The 17,339-nt window shown below is 70.4% G+C and carries 14 protein-coding genes; 7 read left to right on the top strand and 7 right to left on the bottom strand.

The window, feature by feature from the left end; all coding sequences use genetic code 11:
• Positions 1 to 8: 8 nt before the first annotated feature.
• A complete protein-coding gene (locus tag ABTX78_RS19490) occupies positions 9 to 3,830 on the bottom strand; it encodes a S8 family peptidase (RefSeq protein ID WP_352208006.1) in 3,822 nt (1,273 codons plus the stop codon).
• Positions 3,831 to 4,133: 303 nt separating this feature from the next.
• On the opposite strand from ABTX78_RS19490, the gene ABTX78_RS19485 reads away from it, so the two are divergent.
• The 4 genes from ABTX78_RS19485 to ABTX78_RS19470 all read left to right on the top strand — a co-directional run bounded on the left by ABTX78_RS19485 (position 4,134) and on the right by ABTX78_RS19470 (position 6,989).
• On the top strand, positions 4,134 to 4,556 hold the full coding sequence (locus ABTX78_RS19485) for a hypothetical protein (protein WP_352208005.1): 423 nt from the start codon (positions 4,134 to 4,136) through the stop codon (positions 4,554 to 4,556).
• Between the two features lie 97 nt (positions 4,557 to 4,653).
• On the top strand, positions 4,654 to 5,004 hold the full coding sequence (locus tag ABTX78_RS19480; RefSeq protein WP_352208004.1) for a hypothetical protein: 351 nt from the start codon (positions 4,654 to 4,656) through the stop codon (positions 5,002 to 5,004).
• Positions 5,005 to 5,553: 549 nt separating this feature from the next.
• Complete coding sequence (locus ABTX78_RS19475; RefSeq protein ID WP_352208003.1) at positions 5,554 to 6,183, top strand: C39 family peptidase; 630 nt, start codon at positions 5,554 to 5,556, stop codon at positions 6,181 to 6,183.
• Between the two features lie 125 nt (positions 6,184 to 6,308).
• Entirely contained in the window at positions 6,309 to 6,989 is a 681-nt protein-coding gene (locus tag ABTX78_RS19470; RefSeq protein WP_352208002.1) for a pyridoxine/pyridoxamine 5'-phosphate oxidase, read from the top strand.
• A gap of 265 nt (positions 6,990 to 7,254) precedes the next feature.
• Here ABTX78_RS19470 and ABTX78_RS19465 read toward each other — a convergent pair whose 3' ends face one another.
• A complete protein-coding gene (locus tag ABTX78_RS19465) occupies positions 7,255 to 7,539 on the bottom strand; it encodes a WhiB family transcriptional regulator (protein WP_352208001.1) in 285 nt (94 codons plus the stop codon).
• A 282-nt stretch (positions 7,540 to 7,821) separates the two neighbouring features.
• On the opposite strand from ABTX78_RS19465, the gene ABTX78_RS19460 reads away from it, so the two are divergent.
• A complete protein-coding gene (locus tag ABTX78_RS19460) occupies positions 7,822 to 9,615 on the top strand; it encodes a S8 family peptidase (RefSeq protein WP_502993898.1) in 1,794 nt (597 codons plus the stop codon).
• A 136-nt stretch (positions 9,616 to 9,751) separates the two neighbouring features.
• Here the strand turns inward: ABTX78_RS19460 and ABTX78_RS19455 are convergent, their stop codons facing one another.
• Complete coding sequence (locus ABTX78_RS19455) at positions 9,752 to 10,117, bottom strand: hypothetical protein (RefSeq protein WP_352207999.1); 366 nt, start codon at positions 10,115 to 10,117, stop codon at positions 9,752 to 9,754.
• Between the two features lie 233 nt (positions 10,118 to 10,350).
• On the opposite strand from ABTX78_RS19455, the gene ABTX78_RS19450 reads away from it, so the two are divergent.
• Positions 10,351 to 13,716, top strand: a complete 3,366-nt coding sequence (locus tag ABTX78_RS19450; RefSeq protein ID WP_352207998.1) for a S8 family peptidase — start codon at positions 10,351 to 10,353, stop codon at positions 13,714 to 13,716.
• A gap of 156 nt (positions 13,717 to 13,872) precedes the next feature.
• On the opposite strand, the gene ABTX78_RS19445 is transcribed toward ABTX78_RS19450, so the two are convergent.
• From ABTX78_RS19445 to ABTX78_RS19430, 4 genes are all read right to left on the bottom strand, one after another.
• Positions 13,873 to 14,034, bottom strand: coding sequence for a hypothetical protein (locus tag ABTX78_RS19445; RefSeq protein ID WP_352207997.1), 162 nt, complete (start codon positions 14,032 to 14,034; stop codon positions 13,873 to 13,875).
• A 229-nt stretch (positions 14,035 to 14,263) separates the two neighbouring features.
• The gene (locus ABTX78_RS19440; protein WP_352207996.1) at positions 14,264 to 14,842 is read right to left on the bottom strand and encodes a hydrolase; all 579 of its coding nucleotides are present in this window, start codon (positions 14,840 to 14,842) and stop codon (positions 14,264 to 14,266) included.
• Positions 14,843 to 14,916: 74 nt separating this feature from the next.
• Positions 14,917 to 15,450, bottom strand: a complete 534-nt coding sequence (locus ABTX78_RS19435; RefSeq protein ID WP_352207995.1) for a GNAT family N-acetyltransferase — start codon at positions 15,448 to 15,450, stop codon at positions 14,917 to 14,919.
• An 89-nt stretch (positions 15,451 to 15,539) separates the two neighbouring features.
• Complete coding sequence (locus ABTX78_RS19430) at positions 15,540 to 16,328, bottom strand: SDR family NAD(P)-dependent oxidoreductase (protein ID WP_352207994.1); 789 nt, start codon at positions 16,326 to 16,328, stop codon at positions 15,540 to 15,542.
• 310 nt (positions 16,329 to 16,638) lie between these two features.
• Between ABTX78_RS19430 and ABTX78_RS19425 the strand changes: the two genes are divergently transcribed.
• Positions 16,639 to 17,289: a helix-turn-helix domain-containing protein gene (locus ABTX78_RS19425; protein WP_352207993.1), complete on the top strand. Its 651-nt coding sequence runs from the start codon at positions 16,639 to 16,641 to the stop codon at positions 17,287 to 17,289.
• Positions 17,290 to 17,339: the final 50 nt, after the last annotated feature.

Below are 17,339 nucleotides of genomic sequence, written 5' to 3'. Positions count from 1 at the left end.
GTTCACCGTCACCGAGTAACGGGGTGCAGGTAGGCGCGGTCCACCGTCTGGCGGACGCTGTTGCCGGCCGCGTCCTTCGCGGTCACACGCATCGTGACGTACGCGTCGGAGTGCACCCGGTCCGGACGCTTCACGGTGGCCGTGAAGCCCTCGCCCTTGCGGGCAGTGGTGGCGGTGGTCCAGGTCCGGCCACCGTCGTAGGACGTCTCGACCTTCACCGACGTACCGCGCGGGGCCTGCATGCCGTCTTGCATCCGGACGGTGATCCCGAGGGCATGGGTACGGCCGGGAGTCACCGCGTTGAACAGGTCGGTCGCCACGGAGTAGTCGACCTGGAGCAGGGGCAGCCGCGTCACAGCCGCGGCCGTGTCCGAACGGAAGGTCCACGAGGTGCGTGTGCCCGTGCCGAAGCGCCAGTCGTCCGAGGTCCGGGCGGTCGTCAGGTCGAGGCGGTACTCGGCGTCACCCGCGGCAACCTCGATGTCGCCCCAGGCGCCGTTGTCGGACTCCTCGATCAGCTGCCCGTTGCGGTACAGGACCGCGTGTGTCGTGTCGGCGAGGTCATTGCCGGGACGTGCGCCGCCCACACCGCCGCCGGGGAAGGCCGGAGTCTCGGCGAACCCGTAGTGACCGGCGGTGGAATCGGTGAACTCCGGGATGAAGACGGACAGGGTGTCACCCGTGCGCACCGAGGCCCGGCCCGCTCCGCGGGGGATTGAGGGCCGGGTCGGAGCCCCGAACCAGCGCTCCGACAGCTTCTCGCCGGGCCGGTAGGTGCGCGGCATGTTCATCATTCCGGCGCCCAGCGGCCGGTCGGGGGAGTCGATGACGTTGTGATGGACGACCTGGTCCCACAGGGTGTCGCCGCCGCTCACGTACTCGACGCGCTCGCGGCCGACCGGCGTGAACCGGTTGGTGACGTCCCAGGCCGTGTTCTGGAACGGACGCCAGCCGAACCGCTGCTCGCTCGTCCAGGACGAGGCCCCGGTCTGTGTGTAGGCGCTGCGGATGACGGCGCTCTCCCGCTCGGAGACGGTGTGCACCAGCTTGTCGGGCACGCGTCCCTTGGCCACCTGCATGACGTCGTAGAGGTACGGGCTGTGCGTCGTGCCCGAGAATTCCACCGTCGCGCCTCTCTTCGCGCGCTCCAGCAGCTCCGCACCCTGCGTGAAGGAGATCCGCATGGTGGGCAGAGCCATCCGCTCGGTGTCGGGGCGCCAGCGCGTCCAGTGGGCTATCCCCTCGGGCCAGGCGACCATCAGCGCCTTGGCGCCGGCGGACTTGGCGGCACGTGCCAGTGCCCGGGTGTCGTCCGACGGCTCGACGCGGACAACAGCCAGCTTCCCCCGGGCATGGCGGAAGTCGGGTGCGGTCCCGGTGCCGGCGTTCACGGCACTCAGCCGCGCACCCCGGTCGCCGAAGACGGGCGAGTCCTGCTCATAGTACGGGGCGAGGGGCTGGGACATGCCGCGAACGCCGGCCACCAGCTGAGGCGCGGTCAGCTGCCAGCGGGAACTGAACTCGAACGCGCCCTCGGTGACCGGGGCGGTGCGGCTGACGTAGACGCGCTTGACGAAGTCGAACATCTGGTGGCCCCAGCTCCTCCTCTCACCCTCGAACTCGCGGTAGAACTGGGTGCTCAGGAAGCCGCGCTGCTCGGCGGGGCGCGGAGTGCGGATCGTCACCTCGGTGACGTCGGAGGCATCGAACGCCACCGTCGTGTCCTTGGTGACCTTGACCTCGGGAACGATGAGTTCGCCCACCTCACCGCCGATCTCGTTCTCCGAGGAGAAGCCGCCCTGGAGGAGGTACGTGCCCTCCTCCACCACGGCGACACCCTTCTCCAGGTCCGTGTAACTCACGTACCCGGCGGGGCTCCAGATGTTCGGAAGGCCTTCGCTGCCCGAGGGCCGGCCCTGGCGGTCGCGCGGGACCACGGTGAGCACGTGCTGCCGGCCGCCGACCTGGAGGGAGACAGTGGTGTGGGCCTGGACCGTGCCGTCCGAGGACTTCGCCGTGACGTAGCCGTAGTACTTCCCGCGGCTCACGCCGGCCGCGTCGAGGTGCAGCGGCACCTCGGCCTCGGCACCGGGGGCGAGCGTCAGCGAGGTCGAACCGAGGCGCACCGCGCCCGCGGCGGGGGACTGACCGCCATCGGTGGCCAGGCTGACGCCGAGGTCGAGCGTGAGGGGGCGGCTGCTGGTGTTGGCGTAGCGCACGGCGACCGTCTGGGTCTGCCCCTTCCTGTCGCCGGCCCGGACCGGGGCGAAGGCGAGGGAACCGGAGGCCGTGAGCGGCCCCGTGGCCGTCGCGAGGTCGATGCGGCCGCCGCCCTGCTGGGTCACCTTGGTGCCGGGCACGGTCTTCGAGGTGCTGATGAGAGCGTCCTTGAGCTGCTGGGCACTCCAGCCCGGATGCTGCTGCGCCAGGATCGCCGCGGCTCCGGCGACGTGCGGTGTGGCCATCGATGTGCCGGACGCCGCCACGTAGTTGGCGTTGACCGGCGAGCCCATGGTGGTACCGGCCGCGCGGGCGGCCACGATGCCGACGCCGGGCGCGGTGACGTCGGGTTTGACCGCCCCGTCGCCGAGCCGGGGTCCGCGGCTGGAGAAGCCGGCGAGGGAGTCGTCGCGGTCGACGGCTCCCACCGTCAGCGCGGCGTCGGCGGTACCCGGGGAGCCGATCGTCGACTGGCCGTTGCCTCCGTCGTTGCCCGCGGCGATGACGAACAGTGAGTCCGTCGACGCCGTCAGCGCGTTGACGGCCTGGCTCATGGGGTCGGTGCCGTCGGTCGGCCCGCCCCCCAGGCTCATGTTGATGACCTTGGCATCCTGGGCGGCCGCCCATTCCATACCCTCGATGACCGAGGACTCGGTCCCGTACCCGTTGTCGTCGAGCACCTTCCCGACGATCAGTTCGGCCTCCGCCGCGACACCGCGCATGGACCCGCCGGACGCGGCACCCGTACCGCCGACGGTCGCGGCGACGTGTGTGCCGTGGCCGAAGCGGTCGCCGGTGCCGCCGCTGTTGGAGAAGTCCTTGGCCTGTGCGATACGTCCGGACAGGTCCGGGTGCGTGTCGTCGACGCCGGTGTCGAGGACCGCCACCTTGACGCCCTTGCCGTGGTAGCCGGCCCGCCACGCGGCGGGCGCGTTGATCTGCCCGGTGCTGCGGTCCAGTACGGCCCTGACCTTGCCGTCGAGCGAGACGCGCGGAGTGACGGCGGCGCGGGCGGCGCCGGAGCCGGCGGCGGATGCCAGTGTGCTCCAGAAGCGGCCGAGTTCGCCCGCCGCGACCCTCAGCGACCGGGCGTTGATGCTGTCCAGGTCGTAGGCCGGCGTCTTGGTGGCCCGGAAGGCCATCAGCCGGTCGGCCGCGACCGCGGTGGCCTGTGCCCGTCGCGCGTCCTTCGCCGCGGCCGGTGACGACTCGGAGGAGACGATCAGCGGGAGCGAGGAGGAGTGCTTCTCGTCGAGGCCCGCCGCGATCAGCGCCGTGACGTCGAACAGCCGGCGGTCCAGTGTGCCGGCGGTCACCAACGACTGTGCGTCGGAGGGGATGACGGTCAGAGCCTTGTCGCCGCCCTCCTCCGTACGGAAGGAGACGCGCTCGCGTCCCGGTCCGGGCCGGACCGACGCGACCTGTCTGCCTCCCGGCACCGTCGTCACGGTCACCCGGTCACCGGTGATCAGCCGCACGGTGGCGGAGACCTCGCGGTCGGCGGTGGGCGAGGGACCGTCCGACGGCGTTCCGGCGGAGGCGGTCGTCACGCCTCCGACGGTGACCATCAGTACGGTCGATATCGCCGCTGATCGACGAATCCATCTCATCAGGCAAACACCTTTCGAGCGGGTGGTGGTCGGGTGATGAACGACAGAATCCGCCGAGGTCACTGGGCATGTCACTGGCATCACGTGGCACAGATGCGACATGTCACAAAGGCGACGGTCGCGTGCCGCTCCGCTGTTGCCGCCCCTTCGGAACGCTCGCCGTGGTCGTCCGGTCGGCCTGCTTCCGCTTTCGCCGCGCCGCGCCGGCGCCCAGGGAGCCGCGAGCTCCGTGCAGCGCCACGGCTTTCGAGGCGGGTCCGCCAAGATCGCCCGGACCGGAGCTGAGGTTCCTATGCTTCCGGAATGGAACAGAGCGAGGTCCTCAAGCGTGTGATCGGCATCCTGACCCAGATGACCGACTGGCGGCGCATTCTCGAGGAGGACGAGGAGCACGACATCGGGAGCGACCCGAGTGTCATCACCGCACTGCTCAGCGAAACGCTGCCCAGGATCCGCATCCCGGAGGACGCGACGCACGAGGAGATCGCGAACCTCGTGGCCGAGAAGGTCGGCGGAGCGATCCACCAACTCGTCGGGGCCTTCACCCTGGCCTTCGTGGAACTGGCCCAAGTACACGATTCCGGACGGGACAACATCACGACCAACGATGTCCTGCGCGAACTGGCGCTCCGCGCGGAGCACCTCAACTCCAACGGGAACTCCGATGCCGACGGAGACTCAGGCGGGGACGACGACGGGGACTCCGACTCCGATCGGGATGTCTAGGGACGTGACCCCGGTGCGCGATCTGGGTCCGCCGTCGCTGCGCGAAGTGGAACATACGTTCCTCCGGACAGAGGGAAATGCTGCACAATGCAACCTCATGAGGGGGAGCAGCGAGCCCGAACCGCCGCCGTACGGCGACAGCAGCAGACCCTCGCCCGAAGGCGACGAGCGGCCGCGCTGGCGGCTGGTGCTGATGACCGCGGTGCTGGTACCGGCCGTTGGCGCTGCGGGAGGAGCCGCGGGGCCGCTGTTCCAGAGCAGCGCACCCGCGTTTCAATGGCTGCCGCTCCTCATGGTGGCCTGTGTCTTCGTCGTTCCGTTCATCCTGCTGGCACTCGGGTTCATCTGGGCGGCCAACAAGTTCTCCGATGCGCTGTACCGAGCCAGAGAACGGCGCTTCGACCGCCTCGCGTCGTCCGACAAAGCGGCCCGCGAGCGGTTCCGGTAACCGGCGCCTTCGGACCCGACGCGTGAGTCTGTGGCGGCCGAACGGGCGCGGGGCTGCAGTGGATTCGGTCCCCGGCTTCACCCGCGTCCCTTCGGCCCGCTCTGCTCGGTTCAGTCGTCTTCCGGCACGGGAGCCGGCCGGGCGTCCTTCATCCGTTCCGGCCTCCGCCAGTCCCGTACTTCGTCCACCCGGTCCGCCTCGCTCGGGTGCCGGAGCACCTCGCTGCGGGTGCTCCCGGAGTCCCGCTCGGTGCCGGGGGCGGGGTCTCGGTGGCGGAGCGCCACGCGGTCGCCGCCGCGGCCACGCCGGCGGGCCCCGGTGATTCAGCCCGGCGTACGCCGGCGCAAGCTAGGTGGGCACGTGCGCTCCTCGACCCGGGCCATCGATCCCGTCCTCGTACCTGTCGCCGGTCAGGCCCTCGTACGGGCGTACGCTCCGGCCCGGCCGGGTCGATTTGAGCCGTCCGGCCCCACCCCGCCCGGTTCCGTTCCTCCCCACCGGGGACCCGTCCGCCGGCCCGACGGCACCCGTCCGGCAGACTGAAGCCCTATGGTCGACCACCCCGCGATCCAGCACCCCGTTCCGTACCACGCCCAGTGGGCGTCACCCGACCTGGTGCCCGGCATCATTTCCGGGGCGGTGGCCGCCGCCGACGATCCGCTGTGGCCCAAGTACGGAGCGGAGAGCCCCGAGGAGTACGCCTGGTGGTCCTGGCGGCTGTGCGGAATGGCCTGCCTGCGTATGGCACTCGAATTCTGGCAGGGCACCGCGCCCACTCCGATGGCCCTCGCCGCGGAATGTGTCGAAGCGGGGGCGTACGTCCGGCGCGACGACGGCCTGGACGGGCTGATCTACGCACCCTTCGCCGCCTACGCCGAACGCCGGTGGGGCCTCTTCGCGGAGTCCCGCCCCGACCTGCCCGCCACCGACATCCCTGAGCTGGTTGCCGCCGGACGGCTGCTGATGCTGTCCGTGCACCCGTCGATCCGCGAGCTGGACGCGTTGCCCCCGCGCCGCGGCGGCCATCTGGTACTCGCCGTCGGTGTCACCGACGAGCACCTCCTCATCCACAATCCGTCCGGCTTCCCCGGCCGGTCCCAGCAGTTCGCCCGGGTGCCGTGGGCGTTGCTGGACCGGTACTACGCCGGACGTGGCGTGGTGCTGGGTCGCGAACCCTGATCGGGCGGGGTAGAGGACTCCCAGAACCCCGCTGTCCGCCGACTCGCCGGTCCCCCCTGAGCCGTCTGCCCGTCCGTAGATAGGATTCGCAGTGCGGATATACGGGGCGATAGCGGGAGGTTGCGGTGTCGGAGAGCGAGCGGACCGGGAGCGTGCGGGAGTGGCTGCGCGGTCTGGAGGTCTTTGCCGGACCACTGCCGGAGTTCGACCCCGCGAACGCGCCGGGCGAGCCGGTGGAACTGTTCCTGTGGTGGCTGGCGGAGGCGGTCGAGGCCGGCGTACCGGAGCCTCACGCCATGACCCTGTCCACCGTCGACGCGCTCGGTGAGCCCAACGCCCGGACGCTCATCCTGAAGAACGTGGACGCGGTGGAGGGGTGGCAGTTCGCCGCTCATGCCGGGAGCCCCAAGGGGCGGCAGCTGGCGGACCGTCCCTCCGCGGCGCTGACGTTCTACTGGCCGAGGCAAGGGCGCCAGGTCCGGGTGCGGGGTGCGGTCGCGCCCGAGTCGGCCGAGCGCAGCGCCGCCGACTATCTCGCCCGGTCGGACACGGCGCGGGCGGAGGCCCTGCTCGGCTGCCAGAGCAGGCATCTCAGCAGTCTCGAAGAGCGTGACCTGGGGGTGAAGGAGTCCCTGGCCCGTATCGAGAGGGAACCGGGGCTGGTCGCCGAGTCCTGGACCCTGTACACGCTCGTGCCCACCGAGATCGAGTTCTGGCAGGCCGACGCGAGCCGGATCCATACGCGTGTGCGCTACGAACGGGACGAGCCGGACAGCATCTGGCAGCAGCATCTGCTCTGGCCGTAGCAGGGACCGACAGATCGCCGCAGCCGCAACTGTCGCAGTGACCTCACCTGTCGTAGCAGGACCCGTCGAGCCGTCGCAGGGGTGCGCCGTGCCTGTGCGCTGAGCCGCGCCGCGTCGTCCGGGGTGCCGCCGGCCGCGCGTAATGGGTGAGGGGCCGGAGCGAGGAGTGACCCGTCACCTCACCGGGTGAGGGCCCTCCCGGCACTCCGCCGAGCCGCGACCGGTCGTTCGGCACCAGCCGGGCAGCCGAACGGCCCTGGCGGCCCTAGTGGGCGGACGCCGCCGATCGCCGCCTGGCGTTCCGGCGCTTGAGCGCCCGGCGTTCGTCCTCACCGAGTCCGCCCCACACTCCGGAGTCCTGGCCGTGTTCCATGGCCCACTCCAGGCACTGCTGCTGGACCGGGCACCGGTTGCAGACCGCCTTGGCCTCGGCGACCTGGAGCAGGGCCGGGCCGGTGTTGCCGACGGGAAAGAACAGGTCGGGGTCTTCGTCGAGGCATGCGGCTGTCTCACGCCAGTTCTCGTACTCCACGGAGAGTGCCTCCTCCATTCGCAGACGTTGTGTTGCCGGGCTCCCCTTCGGGTCACCGGCGATCGGCCGCTGAAACTACCGATGCGCCTGCGATTCAGGCCGATGCCCATCTGCCCCTGCCCGATGTCGGGGCGGTCGCCATCATGGGCCGACAAGCGGAGGCCGACCAACCACCTGTCGGACAAGGGCACTTGTGTGATCGAACTCTTCCCATGCGGGTCCGAGATCTGACATGTTTCGTTCACCTTTCCCGACCCGCCCGGTCGGCGCCACCAGCGTCCCGGGCCCACGGAGGATGTCTTGCTTACCCTCATATCCAGCCGCCTGAGACGCTCGGTCGTAGCCGTGGCCGCTCTCGGTGCGACCGCGGTGTTCGTGCACCCCGCCGGCGCGGCTCCCGCACCCGCGACCGCGCCGGGAAGCCCTGCGGCACTCTCGGCCCCGGCCTCGACGGCCGCATGGGCCGCCGGCACCCGGGCGTACCTGGTCATCGGCGCGCCGGGCGACACCTCGGCGCTGCGGACCGCGGTCACGAACAACGGCGGCACGGTCTTCGCGCACTACGACGCGATCGGTGTGGTCGTGGCGCACTCGACGTCCACTTCCTTCGCCGCCACCATGCGCGGCGTGAGCGGCGTCCAGCAGGTGGGCGCCACTCGGACCTCGGACGTACCCGCCGACGCGTACAGCCCCGCGCTGCCCCCCACTCCGGCCCAGACCCCGACCACGCTGACCGAGTCGAACCGCTGGGACATGACCCAGATCAAGGCCGACAAGGCCTGGGCCGTCAGCACCGGTTCCGCAGGCGTCAAGGTCGGCGTCCTCGACACGGGCGTCGACGACCTGCACCAGGACATCGCGCCCAACTTCAACGCCGCCGACTCCGTCTCCTGCGCCTACGGCAAGGCGGACACCCGGACCGGCGCATGGCGCGACGTCGGCACGCACGGCACGCACGTGGCGGGCACGATCGCGGCCGCGAAGAACGGCAAGGGCGTCATCGGCGTGGCCCCCGGCGTGAAGATCTCGTCCGTCCGGATCGCCGAGCCGAGCACCAGCCTGTTCTTCGCCGAGAACACCATCTGCGGCTTCGTGTGGGCCGGTGACCACGGCTTCAAGGTCACCAACAACAGCTACTACACCGATCCGTGGATGTTCAACTGCCCGGACAACGCCGACCAGGCGGCGATCATCGAGGGCGTCAGGCGCGCCCAGGAGTACGCGGAGACCAAGGGCTCACTTCAGGTCGCGGCCGCGGGCAACTCCAACTACGACCTCGCCAACAAGCGGACCGACACGTCGAGCCCGAACGACTCGACCCCGGTCACCCGCACCATCACCAACGCCTGCATCGACATCCCCACCGAACTGCCCGGTGTGGTGACGGTGGCGGCCATGGGCAACGGCAGCGTCAAGGCGTCGTACTCCAACCTCGGCCGGAACATTGTCGATGTCGCGGCCCCCGGCGGCGACGGCGCCTCCGGCGTCTACTCGACGCTGCCCGGCGGCAAGTACGGCAACATGAACGGCACGTCGATGGCCTCGCCCCATGTGGCGGGCGTCGCCGCGCTGCTGGCGAGCTCCGCCCCCGGCTCCACCCCGGCGGACCTGCGGGCCAAGCTGGCCACCCAGGCGACGGACATCGCCTGCCCGTCCGACAGTCGCTGCACGGGCACGACCGCCAACAACGCCTTCTTCGGCGAGGGCCAGGTCGACGCCCTGAAGGCCGTCGGCGGCACGCCGCCGCCCGGGAAGTACTTCGAGACCACCGCGGACGTCGCCATCGCCGACAACGGCACGGTGGACTCCTCGCTGGCGGTGACCGGCATCAGCGGGAACGCCCCCGCCACGCTCCAAGTGGGCGTGGACATCAAGCACACCTACCGCGGCGACCTCGTGCTGTCCCTCGTGGCGCCCGACGGCACGGTCTACACGCTGGAGGACTTCCCGAACAGCGACAGCGCCGACAACGTCGTGAAGACCTACACGGTGAACGCGTCGTCGGAGCCGGCCGCCGGCACCTGGAAGCTGCGCGTGCGCGATGTGGCCTCGCAGGACACCGGAAAGATCGACGCCTGGAACCTGACCTTCTAGGACAGGGACGCGTCCCTTCAACGCAACAGGTCCCGGGCACAGGCTGTTCGCCTCTGCCCGGGACCCACGGCAAAGCCGGCCCGGTGGTACGCACGGGGGGAACGGACCACCGGGCCGGACATCATCAGTATAGCGTTCAACTAGCACTGCTCGCACACTGCGCTTCGACCGCTCGGTCACCCGTGATCCACCGCAGAACCGTGCTGAAGGCCGAGTCCTCCAGAGCGCACAGCGCGTCGATGGCGGCGAGGTCGCCGGGGCAGGGTGCGACCCCCGCCCTGGTGAGAGCCGTCTGCACGTCCAACCGGCGCTGGTCGCCGACCGGCAGCGCGTACGGGACGCGCTCCCTCGGGTCCGGAGCCGGCAGGAGATAGTCACCGGCCGAGTCCGTGAGCGTGTCCACCGTGCGCCCACCGAGGTACCAGGCACCGGGGAAGCGGTACGGGTCGATCTCCAGCGACGTCTGCGGCGCTGTCGTCTCCGTGGTGTGCCGGCTGTGCATGAGAGCCTCCTGTGAAGTGCGTGTCACTGAGTGTCAGGAGGCGTAACTCCCGCGGTGGGTTGCAGGGCCCCGGCTTTATCAGCCGGACGCCCTAATCGGCATCTCTTCATAGGTCAGGGCCGTTTGTGTGACCCCGAGGCATGTGGAAGTGAAACATTCCGCACCGCCGACCGCGTCTTCCCCAATAGGAGCCACATGTCCCTCATGTGCTCAGCATTCTCTGAGGGGGAGAGTTGCACAGAAGACACAGCAGACCGAGCACCGTCGTCGCGGCCGTGGCGCTCGCGTGTGTCGCCGGGCTGGTCACCGCCGCACCGGCCGCCGCCGCTCCGGCCTACAGTCCGGCGGCGCCGGGCAGTTCGGGTGCCCGCGCGGACACCGCCGTGGCACGGTGGATCACCTTGGTCACAGGCGACTCGGTGGGCGTCGACGCGTCCGGCGAACCCGTACGGATCGTGCCCGGCAAGGGGCGGGACGACATACCGATCAGAATCGAACGCACGAAGGGGCGCACCCTTGTTCTGCCGCAGGACGCACGGCAGTTGATCCGTACGGGGCGCGTCGACGAGCGGCTCTTCGACATCGGCGAACTCAACAGGTCCCAGTACCGGGGGAACAAGCGGTCCGGGCTGCCGCTGATCGTCACCTACGGTGGCCAGGGCACCGCGTCAGGGGCTCGCACCGCCCAGGGGCTGAAGAGCGCGCTGCGCAAGGACGGCACGGCCACGGTCAGGCGCACCTTCCCGCGGATCGACGCGGACGCGGTCACTTTCCCCGCGACGTCCGCGGGCAGCGTGTGGAAGACCCTGACCCGGGCTTCCACGACCGGTGCCGGGCAGCGCAGCGCGGCGCCCGGCCTGGAACGGATCTGGCTCGACGGCGTCCGGAAGGCGAACCTGGACCGGAGCGTTCCGCAGATCGGCGCGCCCGCCGCCTGGGCAGCCGGCTACGACGGTGAGGGCGTCCGGATAGCCGTCCTGGACAGCGGAGTCGACGAAACGCATCCCGATCTCCAGGGCCGGCAGGCGGCCGAGGCGAACTTCTCCTGGGCCGCGGACACCACGGACCGCCTCGGACACGGCACCCATGTGGCCTCCATCGCCACCGGCACGGGCGCCAGGTCCGCGGAGAAGTTCCGGGGCGTGGCACCAGGTGCACGCATCCTCGACGCCAAGGTGCTCGACGACGACGGGTACGGCACCGACTCCGCCGTCATCGCCGGTATGGAATGGGCCGCCTCCCAAAACGCCGACATCGTGAACCTCAGCCTCGGCGGACCCGACCGCCCCGGCGTCGACCCTGTGGAGGAGACCGTCAACCGGCTCTCCGCGGAACGCGGCATCCTTTTCGTGGCCGCCGCGGGCAACTCCGGCCCGGGCGCGGGCACTCTGGAATCCCCGGGCAGTGCGGACGCCGCGCTCGCCGTGGGTTCGGTCGACGCGAGCGATGTGATCGCGCCGTCGTCCGGACGTGGGCCGCGCGCCGGCGGCGGAGCCGTCAAGCCCGACGTCGCCGCGCCCGGAGTGGGAATCACCGCGGCCTCCGCGCCAAACAGCAGGATCGCGGGTGAGGTGGGGGAGCAGCCGCCCGGTTACGTGACCATCTCGGGGACGTCCATGGCCACCCCGCACGTCGCGGGCGCCGCCGCGCTCCTCAAGCAGCAGCATCCGCAGTGGACGAACACGGAACTCAAGGCCGCGCTGGTCGCCGGCGCGCGGCCCGGCGGCGCGGGGGTCTTCGCGGAGGGCAGCGGCCGTGTCGACGTGGCGGCCGCCATGAAGGTGTCGGTCGTCGCAGAGCCCGCATCCGTCGGCTTCGCCCGCCAGGCCTACCCGCATGCCGACGACAAGCCGGAGACCAGAAAGCTCACCTACCGCAACCTGGACGACGAGCCGATGACGCTCGACCTCTCGGTGACCGCCTCAGGGCCCGACGGGAAGCCGGGACCTGCGGGCATGTTCACTCTCGGCGCGAAGCGGCTGACCGTGCCGGCGGGCGGCACGGTCGCGGTCGACCTGACGGCCGACACCCGTCCGGGCGGCGACGTGAACGGCATGTACAGCGCGATGGTGACGGCCCGGGGAGCGGGTGGGACCGTACGCACCGCGGCCGCGGTTGAGCGCGAGGTGGAGACCTACGAAGTGACGGTCCGCCACCTCGACCGCGCGGGGGAGCCGGCGAAGGACTACTGGCCCTCTTTGAACCGGCTCTCCGGGCTCGGTGCTCCGGGTCAGGACTACGCGACCGCGGGCGCCGGCGACGGCACCTACACGGCGCGGCTGCCGAAGGGCGTCTACTACCTCGACGCGCTGATCTTCGAGGAGGACGAGAGCAGGAGCCAGATCTCGGCACCCCACTTCGAGGTCGGCAAGGACACCACGGTGACCCTGGACGCCCGGACGGCGAAGCCGATCAGCATCACCGGTCCGGACCCTGCTGCCGAGCGGGTGTTCGCCGAGACGTTCATCGAACTCGACACTCCTGACTTCGGATTCTCGGCCGGTATGACCGGAGCCTCGTTCGCGACCATGCGGACGGCACAGCTGGGACCGGACTTCTCGACGGACGGCACGCTGTTCCAGCAGTTCAACGCTTTCGACCGGCGCGGCACGAACGAGTACCGCCTCGCGTACGGCGACAAGGTGACACGGCTGGCCACCGGCTTCGAACGGCATGCCGAGCGGGCGGAGCTCGCCAGGGTCGGCCTGCGGCTCGGTGCCACGGTCGGCGGCAAGCAGGGAGCCCTCGTGGCGATGCCGTTCATCGAGGGCAGCTTCGGCTCGATCTTCAGCCCGTCCGTGACCCGGCCGCTTCCGGGCGCGGCCACGTTGTTCCTCACCGCCGCGGCCGGCACCACCTGGTCGATCTGGCTGGACCAGTTGGATAACACCGGTTCCTTCGCGGAGATCTCGCACGGGACGGGGATAAAGCGGTACGAGGCAGGACGGGCATACCGCAACGACCTCGGCATCGGCGTGTTCGGCCCCGGGCTCGGCATCTCGCACGGGGTGGTCCGCGACGGTGACACCGTCACGGGCTGCCTGGACCTGCTCCAGGACGGCGGGGGCAACTGGAGCTTCACGGACACCGACACCCTCTCGACGGCGCTGTATCGCAACGGCGTCGAGGTCGACGGTTCCGGGAACATGCTGAACTGCGGGCAGGGTGTCGCCGTCCCCGCGGAAACGGGCACGTTCCGGCTGACCGCATCGGCCGTACGAGGTGGCGCTTCCACCGCCGCGACCGAGGTGAGCGCCGCATGGACGTTCACTTCCGGGCACACGGACTCCGCGCAGTCCCTGCCGATCTCCGTCGTCCGTTTCACGCCGCGCATCGCGGTGGACTCCACCGCGAGGGCGGGAGCCCTGATGCGGGTGCCGGTGAGCGTCCAGGGCGCTGCCGCGGGCAAGAACCTCGCCTCGCTCGTCGTGCACGTCAGTCACGACGGCAAGACCTGGAAGAAGACCCCGGTCGTGGGCGGCGGGGTGGTCGTGCGCAACCCGCAGGCGGGACAGGCGATTTCGTTCCGGGCGACTGTCGCCGACAAGCAGGGCAACACGCTCACCCAGACGATCCGGAACGCCTACCGGGGAAAGTAGCCACGATCTCGCCGGGGGAAGCAGCCGCCATCGGCGCATTCCCCGGCACGGGGCGCAGTCCGACCTCACGATTGGGCGGGCGAACACAGAGGAGAGCGGCCCGGCGGATGTCCGCCGGGCCGCTCTCCTCTGTGCGGGACGCGCCCGTGACAGGCGTCAGGCCTGCGAAGAAAGCCGGCCGGGGAGCGCCTCGTCCTCCTCCAGTGGAGGAAGTTCGATGAGGTACTGCGGCTCACGGAACAGATCCGTGTAACCCGTGGCAGCTGTGGTGCTGCGCGTCGGCTCGTCGCCGTCGCGCCGGGGCGCATCAGTGGTCATGCAGGCCTTCCGAGGATGAGGTGCGACGCGGCGTGCTCGTTCCGCCGACGCTTGTGGGGTGCCGGCCCGCACCACCACCGCCGCGACAGGGCGCTGTGGGTACGAAGCCCGACGAATCATATGCCCGTTCGACAGGAGGAATTGACGCGCAACGCGTGCACCGCAGCAGGATCTTGTGCCCCTGTGCGGCCCCCGTGGCCGATCGGTCTGGCGGAGCCTGTCACGGATGTCAGCCGGATGTCTTCTCCAGAAGAGCGATGATGTCACGAGTGGTCCCGGTCTCGCCGAGGAGCGGGAAGATGCGCTCGACGCTGTTGCGGTGCGCGTCGGCGTCGGTGTCGGACATGGCGTCCGTGGCGAGGGTGACGTGGTAGCCGTGCTCGTAGGCGGCGCGCGCGGTGGTCTCCACGCCGATGCTGGTCGAGATGCCCGCCAGCACGATCTGTGTGACGCCGCGGCGGCGCAGCTGCACGTCGAGGTCGGTGCCGTGGAAGGCACCCCAGTTGTGTTTGGTGACGGCGATGTGGCTGCCGCGCGCGAGTTCGTCCACGATCACGTCCCACCCCTCGGGCATGGCGCCGCGCGGCCCGGCTTCGGTGCGGCCGGGCGGGGCGTCCGCCCCGTCGGCGGCGAAGCTGACACGGACCAGGACCACGGGGGAGCGGTGGGCGCGGAAGGCGTCCGCGAGCTGCGCGGCGCGCGCCACGACGTCGGCACCGGAGTGCGGGGTGACGGGCCTGCTGACGATGCTCTGTTGCAGGTCGATCACCACCAGCGCGGTGGTGGGGTCCAGGGTGGTGAGAGCCATGGGCGTGCTCTTTTCCGCTCGTGTGGGGGCGTTCCCGGTGCAGGCGACAAGGCCGGGCGTCGGCCCGGCGGCCGTCAGGCGGCGAATTCCGTGAGGTCGATGGCGTAGACGGTCAGCGCGTGGCCGTACACCGGGTGGGTCGTCTCGCGTTCCGGTGTCATGCCGAGCTTGCGCATCACGTTCTCCGACGCGTCGTTCCCGAGCCGGGCGATGCTGATGACACGGTCCAGACCGCGGTCCTGAAGGGCGAACTCCAAAGTGGCCTGGGCGGCTTCGGACGCGTATCCCTGCCCCCAGAACTGCTGGCCGAGCCGCCAGCCGATCTCCACGGCAGGCAGCACCTCCGGCAGGAACTGGGGCACGGACAGACCGACGAAGCCGATCAGCTCGCCCGAAGCCAACAGTTCGACGGCGAAGAGACCGAAGCCCTCCTCGTCCCACTCCTCCTCCCACCGCTCGATGTCGTCCGCGGTTTCCTCCAGATCACGGACCGAACCGTCGCGGATCCAGTGCATGACGCGTGGATCCGCGTTGATGTCCGCCATGGGTACGAGGTCGTCGTCGTGCCAGCGGCGGAGGATGAGGCGGGGGGTGCGGATCTCGGTCATGGGGACCATCCTGGCCGAAGCAGTGCGTTCAGTGGTAACCGGTATACGTCCGGCACGCCTGCCACCCGGTGTTCGACGGACCGGAGGCGTCACAGCGTCGTGATCAGACCGCCGTCGATCGTGAAGTCGGCGCCGGTGACATTGCCCGTACGGTCACTGGCCAGCAGCAGCACCAGATCGGCCACTTCCTGTGGGCGGGTGAAGCGCCCGGTGGCCGACTGCGCCGCCGCGTGCTGTGTCACGTCGTCGGGCGTTGCGCCGCTGGACTGTGCGACCGTCGCCGCGACCCCGTCCTCGCCGAGCCACAGCGCCGTCTCGACCGGACCGGGACTGACCGTGTTGACGCGAACCCCGCGGGAAGCGACTTCCTTGGACAGGGCTTTGCAGAAGTTCGACAGGGCCGCCTTGCTCGCGCTGTAGTCGACGATGGACGGATCCGGCAGGTAGGCATTGACCGAACCGATGGTCACGACGGAACCGCCACCGCGGTCGAACAGGTGCGGCAGAGCCGCCCGCGTGGTGCGCACCGCGCTCAGGAAGTTGATCGTCAGCGACTCCCACCAGTCCTCGTCGGTCACGGAGGCGAGGCCGCCGGATCGCGGGCGCACCGCACCGACGTTGTTGACGACGATGTCCACCCCACCGAAGTGGTCGACCGCCTCGCCCACCAGACCACCGGGTCCCTCTACCGCCGTGAGATCCACCAGTACCGGCCGGACTCGGGGGCCTGCAGCGAGTTCGGCGAGGGAGTCCGTGAGGGTACGGGCGCCCGCGACCACGTTCGCGCCCTCGGTCACGAGCCCCTGGGTCACCGCCAGTCCGATGCCCTTGCTCGCGCCGGTGACCACGGCGACCTTGCCTGCCAGATGCAGTTCCATGGGGACTCCCTGGATCGCGGGTGCCGGGCAGACCGGGGAGCGGGTGTCCGGTATCACCGATTTTCCCCCATCCGCGGGCCGTCGGCAGATGCGCAGGTCCGCGATGTTCGAGGGGAGTCAGCCCGTGGGGCCGCAGCGGCCTCGCCGCCTGGGCTCCGGCAGTGCTCCTGTGGCAAGTGCCGACACTCGACTCTCCGGGCAGGTAATCTGATCTTGTAAATGTCGAGACGGCGGCTGAGAAATGCTGTGCGTTCTCCACCCCATGTCCATTGTTCGGGCTCGCCTCCGTTCCCACCCAGGAGGGCGTCGTATGGGGCGCGCCGAGAATCCCATCGCGCCGTGCACCAAATCGCTGCACGCTCTTGCCAGCTGGCTGCGACAGCGCCGGGCCGACGCGCAGGTGAGCTACACGGAACTGGCCCAGCGCACGCACTTCAGCAAGGCCACTCTCAGCCGGGCCGTGTCGGGCCGTACGGTGCCCCGGCTGGTGGTCGTCAAAGCGCTCGCCGAAGTCTGCGGGGGAGACCCGGCGGAGGCGGAACGTTTGTGGAAGGGCGCGCGCTACGACGCCCGCAACACCTGGCCCTGCCATGGCGCGAGCCGGCTGAGGATCGACTACGTCACCACCTTCGCCGGACTGCATCTCGCCCTGCTGGAGCTGTACCGCAGGGACGGCAGCCGCCCCTACCGGGAGCTGGAGAGACAGGCCGGCGGCCACGGGCAGCTGCCGCACGCCACGATCGGCCGGGTCCTCAGCCAACGGGCCCACCCGCGACGCGAGTTCGTCCTGGCCTTCATTCAGACCTGCGGCGTCACGGACGAGGACGACCTGGAGGTGTGGGGGCGGGCGTGGGACCGGGCGCAGGCCGCGCACATCCTGTCGTCCCCGCCCCCTCGGCGGAAGAGCAGGCCGGGCCACCGGCCGGCCCGGGACCAGCGCAACGCCTGCCGCCATCCCTGATGGGCGAGTGCTGACGAGTCCACCGCCCACCGCGCCCACGGCCGCCGCGC

Origin of the sequence: Streptomyces sp. NPDC096193, from assembly GCF_040302905.1 — a bacterium.
In the GTDB taxonomy this organism is placed as follows: Bacteria; Actinomycetota; Actinomycetes; order Streptomycetales; family Streptomycetaceae; genus Streptomyces.
This window is presented reverse-complemented; position numbering and strand designations above follow the sequence as displayed.

Coding starts and splice junctions, on each gene's coding strand:
- ABTX78_RS19490 (WP_352208006.1), bottom strand. CDS start 3,830: ATGAGATGGATTCGTCGATCAGCGGCGATATCGACCGTACTGATGGTC.
- ABTX78_RS19485 (WP_352208005.1), top strand. CDS start 4,134: ATGGAACAGAGCGAGGTCCTCAAGCGTGTGATCGGCATCCTGACCCAG.
- ABTX78_RS19480 (WP_352208004.1), top strand. CDS start 4,654: ATGAGGGGGAGCAGCGAGCCCGAACCGCCGCCGTACGGCGACAGCAGC.
- ABTX78_RS19475 (WP_352208003.1), top strand. CDS start 5,554: ATGGTCGACCACCCCGCGATCCAGCACCCCGTTCCGTACCACGCCCAG.
- ABTX78_RS19465 (WP_352208001.1), bottom strand. CDS start 7,539: ATGGAGGAGGCACTCTCCGTGGAGTACGAGAACTGGCGTGAGACAGCC.
- ABTX78_RS19455 (WP_352207999.1), bottom strand. CDS start 10,117: ATGCACAGCCGGCACACCACGGAGACGACAGCGCCGCAGACGTCGCTG.
- ABTX78_RS19445 (WP_352207997.1), bottom strand. CDS start 14,034: ATGACCACTGATGCGCCCCGGCGCGACGGCGACGAGCCGACGCGCAGC.
- ABTX78_RS19440 (WP_352207996.1), bottom strand. CDS start 14,842: ATGGCTCTCACCACCCTGGACCCCACCACCGCGCTGGTGGTGATCGAC.
- ABTX78_RS19435 (WP_352207995.1), bottom strand. CDS start 15,450: ATGACCGAGATCCGCACCCCCCGCCTCATCCTCCGCCGCTGGCACGAC.
- ABTX78_RS19430 (WP_352207994.1), bottom strand. CDS start 16,328: ATGGAACTGCATCTGGCAGGCAAGGTCGCCGTGGTCACCGGCGCGAGC.
- ABTX78_RS19425 (WP_352207993.1), top strand. CDS start 16,639: ATGGGGCGCGCCGAGAATCCCATCGCGCCGTGCACCAAATCGCTGCAC.